Below are 8,529 nucleotides of genomic sequence, written 5' to 3'. Positions count from 1 at the left end.
GCCCCCCCGGCTCCCTGACGGGCGACCCGGCCGCATAGCTCCGCCGGGACGATCAGGATGTTGCTGCCACTGCGGTGGGCGCGATTGTGACGGCCTGCATTCGCCATTGCTGATAATGCGATAGCCCTCGGCGCGCGCCTGACAGCTATTGCCCAATGTACGGGTTTTTCCGTTACGCACGCCGCAGACCGGTGCATATTCCATCGTGCACATTTGCGGACGATCCGGCCGGATTGGCGGGCGCTGCGGCCTGCCCTCATCAACTGAAACACTGCAAGCGGAAAGCACCATCAAGGCTGCCAGTGGTGCAGCAAGATGTTTTAAATGCGATAAAACAGAATAACCCATCATTGCACCTCATTTTTAACCGGACAGAACTGCCGCAATACTATCGCTCTTATAACAATGCGCAATAAAAAAGCTCAGAGACTTGCGCCCCTGAGCTTAATTTAATTCCGGAACAGATCAAAATCAGAAAATCTGACGTTCGCCCTGCTCATCACGGATCCAGGTAGTCAGGCCGATTTTGCTCATCTGAGCGAGGAACGGACGCGGATCAAGTTCTTCAACATTGACCATTGTCTTGGCATCCCACTCACCGGTCGCAACCAGCATGGCAGCCGCTACCGGCGGAACACCGGCAGTGTAGGAAATACCCTGTGAACCAACTTCATTATAGGCATCCTTATGGTCTGCCACATTATAAATGAAGACTTCACGGTCTTTGCCGTCTTTGCTGCCTTTAACCAGATCACCGATACAGGTCTTGCCGGTATAATCCGGCGCCAGTGATGACGGATCAGGCAGTACAGCTTTGACCACTTTCAGCGGAATAACTTCCAGACCTTCAGCGGTTTTAACCGGCTGTTCGGACAACAGGCCAAGATTGTTCAGCACGGTAAAGACGTTGATGTAATGATCGCCAAAACCCATCCAGAAGCGCACATCCGCACCCTCGATATTGAGTGCCAGTGAATGCACTTCATCATGGCCGGTCATATAGGCTTTCTGCTTGCCGACGACAGGAAGATCATATTCCTTGCCCACTTCAAACATCTTATTGACCTGCCATTCACCCTTCTGCCACGAGTAAACGCGACCGGTGAATTCACGGAAATTGATTTCCGGATCGAAATTGGTGGAGAACCAACGGCCATGGGAACCGGCATTGATATCGATGATATCAATATCGGTGATCTTGTCGAAATACTCGTCCTGAGCCAGACGGGCATAGGCGTTCACAACACCCGGGTCGAAGCCGATACCGAGAATAGCAGTAATACCTTTTTCAGCGCAAAGCTCGCGGCGCTTCCATTCATAGTTTGCATACCACGGCGGGGTCTCACAAATCTTGTTCGGTTCTTCATGGATAGCGGTATCCATGTAAGCCACGCCGGTCTCGATACAGGCCTGCAGCACCGACATATTGATGAAAGGCGAACCGACATTAATCACGATCTGTGAATTTGTCTTGGTAATCAGTGCCTTAGTGGCTTCAATATCCAGAGCATCCAGTGCATGGGCTTCCAATACGCCCTCGACCTTCATACTTTTCTTTTCACGAACGCTTGCGACCATATCATCGCATTTTGATTTCGTTCGCGAAGCAATGTGAATATCACCCAGTACATCGTTGTTCTGCGCACATTTATGCGCCACAACCTGCGCCACGCCTCCGGCACCAATAATCAGGACATTTTTTTTCATTTCACGCGGTACGCTCCATAGTAGCCTTTTCGGCATAATCACAAATTTTTTCCGATGATGATTATGCACTAATCAATGATACGCCCTGTACAGATTGCTCCGCACAAAGCGCATCGGTTGCATTTTATAGTATCTGCCTCAGGAAAGGGCGGCAGCAAAGTCGTCAAAGGTAAACTCTTTGACAAGCTCTTCAGTTCCGTCGAGCTGACGGACAACGATGGATGGCATTTTAACGCCGTTAAACCAGTTCTTCTTGACCATTGTATAACCGGCCGCATCCTGAATGGAGAGACGGTCACCGATCTGCAACGGTTTTTCAAAACGGAATTCGCCGAAAATATCACCGGCAAGGCAGGACTTGCCGCAGATCATGATTTCATGATCACCTTTATTCGGCTCCAGTTTGGCGGTCTGACGATAGATCAGCAGATCGAGCATATGAGCTTCAATCGAGCTGTCGACAATCGCAAGATTTTTGCCGTTGAACAGCGTGTCGAGCACGGTCACTTCCAGCGTGGCTGACTTGGTAATCGCAGCTTCACCCGGCTCCAGATAGACCTGTACACCATATTTTTCGGAGAAAGCTTTCAGACGTGCGCAGAACTGATCCAGCGGATAGTTTTCGCCGGTAAAGTGAATACCGCCGCCAAGACTGACCCATTTCACACGGGAAATCAGATGGCCAAAACGCTCTTCAATAATGCCGAGCATTTCATCAAAACGGTCGAATTTATCGTTCTCACAATTGTTGTGGAACATGAAGCCCGAGACTTTATCCATCACGGTTTCGATCTTCGCAGCATCCCATTCGCCAAGACGGCTGAACGGACGTGCCGGATCGGCCAGTGAGAAGTCGGAAGTGGAGACCTGCGGGTTCACACGCAGACCACGAATGTGGTTTCGGGATACTTCTTCAAAACGGGTCAGCTGGCCAATGGAATTGAAGATGATCTTGTCACTGTTCGCGAGCACATCTTCAATTTCATCATCCGCATAGGCAACACTATAAGCATGTGTTTCGCCGGCAAATTTCTCTTTGCCAAGGCGCACTTCATAGAGCGAAGACGATGTTGTACCGTCCATATATTCACTCATCAGATCAAACACGGACCATGTGGCAAAACATTTCAGTGCCAGCAGCGATTTCGCGCCGGACTGCTCACGCACATATTTAATCTTTTCCAGATTTGGCAGAAGTTTGGTCTTATCAATGAGGTAATACGGGGTCTTGATCGTCAATTCGTTTGTCCGGTCCGTTACTGTTACGTGTTTTGGCGGGGAAATTTATCCTGTTAACAGGAGACCGCGCGGCAAGACTGCCGGACTGCGGTAGCTTTCTTTACTGCATAATCTTCAAAATCGAAACTGATTTTATAAATTTATACAGATCGCAATATAAAAAACCTCCGTCCGCCTGTGCTTTGGGTGTCAGATTATATCTGCCTTTATATAGGGGCTTAATATGACGGTTTAAATAAGGGCTGACAAAGCTTTGCCGTAATCGCTTTTTGTGCCCGCAAATATGCGGCCATTATCGAAAAAGTTCAAAAAAATTGCCAGTGCGGTTGGCAGCCCCGCAATCCTGACGGATAATACAGCATTCTTTCGACCCGATCAAAACCAATGATATGAGGTAATCGAATGTCCCTTACCCGCAGAAATATCTTCAGCCTTGCCACGGCTGCAACACTCACCGGCCTTGCTGCGCCGCAGATTTTAACCCGTGCGGCCTTTGCTGATGTACCGCTTTCCGGTGTCACATCACCCGGTTTTCACCGTTTCATGCTCGGTGATTTTCAGATCACAGTCTTGCTTGATGGCCTGCGCGCCGGTGAAGCCCCGCAAAAAACCTATGCCATCAATCAGCCGGAAGAAGCGGTTGCAGACTTGTTGAAAGCCAATCTTCTGCCTGCTGATCGTTTCGTCAACGGATTTACACCGACACTGGTCAATACCGGCTCCGAACTGATCCTGTTTGATACCGGCATGGGTGCCGCTGCCCGTGAAAACGGACAGGGAAAATTACCGGCAATGATTGAAGCTGCCGGTTACAAACCGGAACAGGTCACTATTGTAGTACTCACCCATTTCCACCCTGACCATATTGGCGGGTTAATGGAAAACAGTGCTCCCGCCTTTGCCAATGCGCGCTATGTTACAGGGCAGGCAGAATATGATTTCTGGACCAGTCCTGACCGTGCAGGCACACCGGCCGAAGGCGTGCAGAAAATTGTTCTCGCCAATGTCAAACCGCTGGCAGACAAAACCAGTTTTCTTAAAGACGGAGATGCTGTTGTTTCCGGTATTACGGCACTGGCTGCTTTCGGCCATACACCCGGCCATATGGCTTTCCGCGTTGAATCCGGTGGTAAGCAGATCATCCTGATTGCCGACACGGCCAATCATTTCGTCATCACATTGCAAAGACCGGAATGGCATGTGGTTTTTGATGCCGACAAAGAAATGGCGGCTGCAACCCGCAAGCGCATCTTTGATATGATCGCTTCGGAACGCCTGCCATTTATCGGTTATCATATGCCGTTTCCGGCTATCGGCTATTTGCAGGCGATGGATCAGGGGTACCGGTATGTTCCTGAGAGCTATCAGCTCGATTTATAATAAAGAACAAGAGCTATCAGCTCGACTTATAGAGGCGCGCAGCAAAATAAATCACGCTGTTTTTCATCAACAGCGTGATTTTACATGAAATAGGTAGCGATGCGCTTGCCTTCGACATCCTGCACTTTGAACACGGTGCCATAGATGGATTCCAGCACCACAGGACAAACGATTTCTTCCGGCGTACCCTGACAGAAGAGCTTGCCGTGCTGCATTGCAACAATATGGTCGGAATAGCAGGATGCGAAATTAATATCATGCAGCACAACGACAACCGTCTTGCCCAGATCATCCGCCGCTTTGCGCAAGAGTTTCATCATCTCGACAGAATGTTTCATGTCGAGATTATTCAGCGGCTCGTCAAACAGCGTATAATCCGTGTCCTGACACAGCACCATTGCCACATAGGCACGCTGACGCTGACCACCGGACAACTCATCAAGAAAACGATCAGCCAGATCATTCAGATTCAGATATTGAATAGAACGCGCCACGAATTGCGCATCTTCTGCAGTCGGCCTGCCTTTGCTGTAAGGATAACGGCCGAAGGTCACCAGATCGCGCACAGTCAGGCGCGCGGTCATGTGATTTTCCTGACGCAGGATCGACAAACGCTTGGCCAGCACATCGCCGGCAGTGCGCGCCACATCCATATTGTCCACCAGCACCTGCCCCTGATCAGCCGGAATAAGACGGCTGATCATCGATAACAGCGTGGATTTTCCCGCGCCATTGGGGCCGATAATTGATGTGATACCGCCGGATGGCAATGTCAGGGAGACATCATTCACCACCAGAGTTTCGCCATAGGTTTTACTGACGGCTTTGACCTCGATCATCGGGCAACTCCTCGTACCAGCATCAGAATAAAGAACAGACCACCGACAAATTCGATCACAATACCCAATGCGGTGTTGAAAGCGAAAACGCGCTCGAGAATGAGCTGCCCGCCGACAAGAGCAATCACAGCCAGCAACACAGCAGCAGGTATTGTGTAACGGTGACGGGTAACCGGCATAATCATATAGGCCAGATTGGCCACCAGCAGTCCGAAGAAAGTGACGGGCCCCACCAAGGCAGTGGACACCGAAACCAGCACAGCCACCATCATAAGAATGATCATTGTTGTGCGCTTGTAATTAATACCCAAGCCGATGGCTGTCTCGCGCCCAAGTGATAGAATGTCGAACCGGTGGCCGATACGCCATGCCGCGACAGAAACCAGCCCGACAACAAGGGATGAGAGGCCGAGCAATTGGCTGTCAATCGTGTTGAATGATGCAAATAACCGGTCCTGCAACACCACAAAATCATTCGGATCGATAATGCGCTGCATAAAGCCGGTGCCGGAGCGGAAGAATACGCCGAAAATAATCCCCACCAGCATCAAAAGATGCAGCGAGCGCCCCTCACCGGCAAACAGCCAGCGATAGAGCAGACCGGAAAAGCCCATCATCAAAGCGATTTCAACCAGAAACATCAGCTTCGGATTGGCCATTGAAACCGCATGAGCACCCAGCGAGAACACCAGCACCGTCTGCAACAGCGCATAAAGCGCGTCAAAGCCCATGATGGAAGGTGTGAGAATCCGGTTATTGGTAATGGTTTGAAACAAAACCGTCGACAAAGCGATGGAATAGGCCACCAAAATCATAGCCGCGAGCTTGGTGCCGCGAAACGGCAAGACAAAGCTCCAGCTGCCCTTGGCACCAATGGTCATGAAAGCCGCCATCGCAATCAGTGCCAATGCACCAAGCAAGATCAGCCGTTTCACAGCGCTTCTGCGATTGGCCGGATTTTCAACCGGCAACGTGCCTTCACTGTGCACCGGATAAATTGTTTCATGCACCACGGGCGGACTTCCTTAAAACGAGATACAGGAAGAAAGCACTGCCCAGCACGCCAAGAATTGTACCGACAGGAATTTCATAAGGCGCGTTAATCGTGCGGCCGATCATATCGCAGATCAGCACCAGCCCTGCACCAAGCAGCGCAATCCACGGCAGCGAACGGCGCATACTGTCGCCCATCACCATGCTCACCACATTCGGCACAATCAGACCGAGAAACGGCACAATACCAACAGTCGTCACCACGCAGGCCGTGACCATGGAGACAATGGTCAGCCCCAAAGTCATCACGCGGCGGTAATTCAGACCGAGATTGGTGGTAAATGCCTCGCCCATACCCGCAACAGTAAAACGGTCAGCGGCAATATAGGCGGCAATGGTCAGGCCGAAAGACAGCCATAACAGCTCATAGCGCCCGCGCAGCACGGCAGAAAAATCACCCGTCGTCCATGCGCCCATGGATTGCAGCAAATCAAAACGATAGGCAAAAAATGTGGTGATTGCCGAGATCACACCGCCGAGCATAATGCCGACAAGCGGTACAATCACCGGCGAGCGCAGCGGAATCTGACGCAAAATCAGCATGAACAGCGCAGTGCCTGCGAGTGCAAAACTGGTTGCAACCAGCATTTTGCCAAAGACCGGCAAACCGGGTGCAAGGATCATCACGGTGAGAATACCGAGTGAGGCAGAATCCACCGTACCGGCCGTTGACGGCTCTACGAAACGGTTGCGTGCGAGAATTTGCATGATTGTGCCGGAGACGGCCATGCCTGCACCGGCAAGGATCAGCGCAAGCGTGCGTGGAATGCGGGTCTCCACCAGTACAAATTGCGCACGCCGTGCGGTCTCATCGCCGAACAGGCTTTGTAAAGACACGTCGCTCACCCCGATAAACAGACTTATCAGGGCAAGAAGAACCAGCAGGCATGTTGCAGCGATCAGTTTCACAAGGCGGCAACCGTTCTAGGCGCATCCCAAAAACGGAACAGGATGCACAGACACACAACAAGCTATTCCGCAGACAGAGAGGCTCTGACAATTGCGGTCAGCGGCGGGCATAATACAGGACAAACAAAAGGCAGCAGTGACAATGCATTGCCGCCTTTTTTGATATCCTTGCAGACAATCCGGATGCTTTAACCTGAAAGAACCGGCGGGGTAAAGTCAAAACACGACATATTTACTCCGCTTATCCGTAAAGCCGTCCGGAATCTTATTTTCGCAGGCTTATTTCTTTAAACCGGCAATCAGTTCATCCACAATATTGCCCATCGAGGTCAGACCGCTAGCATTGAGATACCATGCGGAACCGTCCAGATAGATGACCTGCTTGTTCTTCCAGGCATTGGTCTGGGCAACCACAGCATTGTCGAGGAATTTCTCGGCAGCCACACCTTCACGGCCGATCGCTGCGTCACGGTCGATCACATAGAGCCAGTCTGGATTCTTTTCGAGGATATATTCGAAGGAGATCGGCTGGCCGTGACCGCCCGGCTTGATATCATCAGCAGCAGGCTTCACACCGAGATCGTCATAAAGCACACCAAAGCGCGAGCCCGGACCATAGGCGCTGATCTTACCACCGGTTGTCAGAACCAGCAGACCGGTGCCTGCTTTTGTAGTCAGCGCTTTCAGCTCGTCTTTTTTGGCATTCAGCTTGGTCAGCGCATCTTCAGCTTCTTTGTCTTTGCCGAAAATATTGGCCAGAGTGCGAACATTGTCTTCCGAGCTTTTTACGAAATTTGCAGCGTCGGCAGTCAGGTCAACTGTCGGCGCGATTTTTGCCAGCTCAGCATATTTGGCGGCGGAGCGACCACCAACAATAATCAGATCCGGCTGCGCAGCGTTGACAGCTTCATAATCCGGCTCAAACAATGTACCAATCTTGATATATTCATCGGCATCATATTTGGTCAGGTAATCCTGCTTTTTGATGGTCGGAACACCCAGAACCTTAACGCCCAATGCATCCAGCGTATCAAGGGATGAAAGGTCAAAAGTGATAACCTTCTGCGGAACATCCGGCAGTTTGGTTTCACCCTGTGCGTGTTTCACGGTGACTTCACCGGCAAGAGCAGCGCCTGCAAACATTAGGGCACCGGCAGCGATGCTTGCGAAAAGTCCTGTCATCCGTTTCATTGCTTTTCCTCTTCAATAGCCTGATTTATCCGGCAGATTTTCGAAATTTCACGTATCAGTCTTCAACATGGTCATGGCCGCCGATACGACCCGGACGCCAGTAACCTTCAGAAGCGATCTGCTCGCGGGTCAGGCCGCGCGAGATCAGATTCTGGCGCTGCTTGCGCACATTGCTGGTTTCACCGATCAGAATGGCATGGCCACGGCCATG

Annotated in this window: 7 protein-coding genes and 1 pseudogene; 1 reads left to right on the top strand and 7 read right to left on the bottom strand. The window is 51.1% G+C overall.

Features of this window, described 5'->3' with window-relative positions; all coding sequences use genetic code 11:
* From A918_RS20775 to A918_RS0115745, 3 genes and pseudogenes are all read right to left on the bottom strand, one after another.
* Positions 1–351 (bottom strand): annotated as a pseudogene (locus tag A918_RS20775) (hypothetical protein); the annotation flags it as partial.
* A 120-nt stretch (positions 352–471) separates the two neighbouring features.
* Positions 472–1,707, bottom strand: coding sequence for a saccharopine dehydrogenase family protein (locus tag A918_RS0115750; RefSeq protein ID WP_022711983.1), 1,236 nt, complete (start codon positions 1,705–1,707; stop codon positions 472–474).
* A gap of 138 nt (positions 1,708–1,845) precedes the next feature.
* Complete coding sequence (locus A918_RS0115745; RefSeq protein ID WP_033316192.1) at positions 1,846–2,940, bottom strand: carboxynorspermidine decarboxylase; 1,095 nt, start codon at positions 2,938–2,940, stop codon at positions 1,846–1,848.
* A 408-nt stretch (positions 2,941–3,348) separates the two neighbouring features.
* On the opposite strand from A918_RS0115745, the gene A918_RS0115740 reads away from it, so the two are divergent.
* A complete protein-coding gene (locus tag A918_RS0115740) occupies positions 3,349–4,326 on the top strand; it encodes an MBL fold metallo-hydrolase (protein ID WP_022711981.1) in 978 nt (325 codons plus the stop codon).
* Positions 4,327–4,406: 80 nt separating this feature from the next.
* Here A918_RS0115740 and A918_RS0115735 read toward each other — a convergent pair whose 3' ends face one another.
* From A918_RS0115735 to A918_RS0115715, 4 genes are all read right to left on the bottom strand, one after another.
* Positions 4,407–5,165, bottom strand: coding sequence for an ABC transporter ATP-binding protein (locus tag A918_RS0115735; RefSeq protein ID WP_022711980.1), 759 nt, complete (start codon positions 5,163–5,165; stop codon positions 4,407–4,409).
* Positions 5,162–6,058 carry an iron chelate uptake ABC transporter family permease subunit gene (locus A918_RS0115730; protein ID WP_083647156.1) on the bottom strand — a complete coding sequence of 299 codons (897 nt, stop codon included), beginning with the start codon at positions 6,056–6,058 and terminating at the stop codon, positions 5,162–5,164. Before A918_RS0115730 ends, A918_RS0115735 begins: the two co-directional genes overlap by 4 nt.
* 109 nt (positions 6,059–6,167) lie before the next feature.
* Positions 6,168–7,127 (bottom strand): ABC transporter permease, encoded by a 960-nt coding sequence (locus A918_RS0115725; protein ID WP_022711978.1) that lies wholly within the window; start codon positions 7,125–7,127, stop codon positions 6,168–6,170.
* 279 nt (positions 7,128–7,406) lie between these two features.
* Entirely contained in the window at positions 7,407–8,309 is a 903-nt protein-coding gene (locus A918_RS0115715) for a siderophore ABC transporter substrate-binding protein (protein WP_371257528.1), read from the bottom strand.
* Positions 8,310–8,529: the final 220 nt, after the last annotated feature.

Origin of the sequence: Pseudochrobactrum sp. AO18b (assembly GCF_000409565.1) — a bacterium.
GTDB classification, from domain to species: Bacteria; Pseudomonadota; Alphaproteobacteria; order Rhizobiales; family Rhizobiaceae; genus Pseudochrobactrum; species Pseudochrobactrum saccharolyticum.
Note: the sequence above shows the minus strand (reverse complement) of the source record. Positions and strands in the feature narration are given on the sequence as shown.

Coding starts and splice junctions, on each gene's coding strand:
- A918_RS0115735 (WP_022711980.1), bottom strand. CDS start 5,165: ATGATCGAGGTCAAAGCCGTCAGTAAAACCTATGGCGAAACTCTGGTG.
- A918_RS0115740 (WP_022711981.1), top strand. CDS start 3,349: ATGTCCCTTACCCGCAGAAATATCTTCAGCCTTGCCACGGCTGCAACA.
- A918_RS0115715 (WP_371257528.1), bottom strand. CDS start 8,309: ATGACAGGACTTTTCGCAAGCATCGCTGCCGGTGCCCTAATGTTTGCA.
- A918_RS0115730 (WP_083647156.1), bottom strand. CDS start 6,058: ATGGCGGCTTTCATGACCATTGGTGCCAAGGGCAGCTGGAGCTTTGTC.
- A918_RS0115750 (WP_022711983.1), bottom strand. CDS start 1,707: ATGAAAAAAAATGTCCTGATTATTGGTGCCGGAGGCGTGGCGCAGGTT.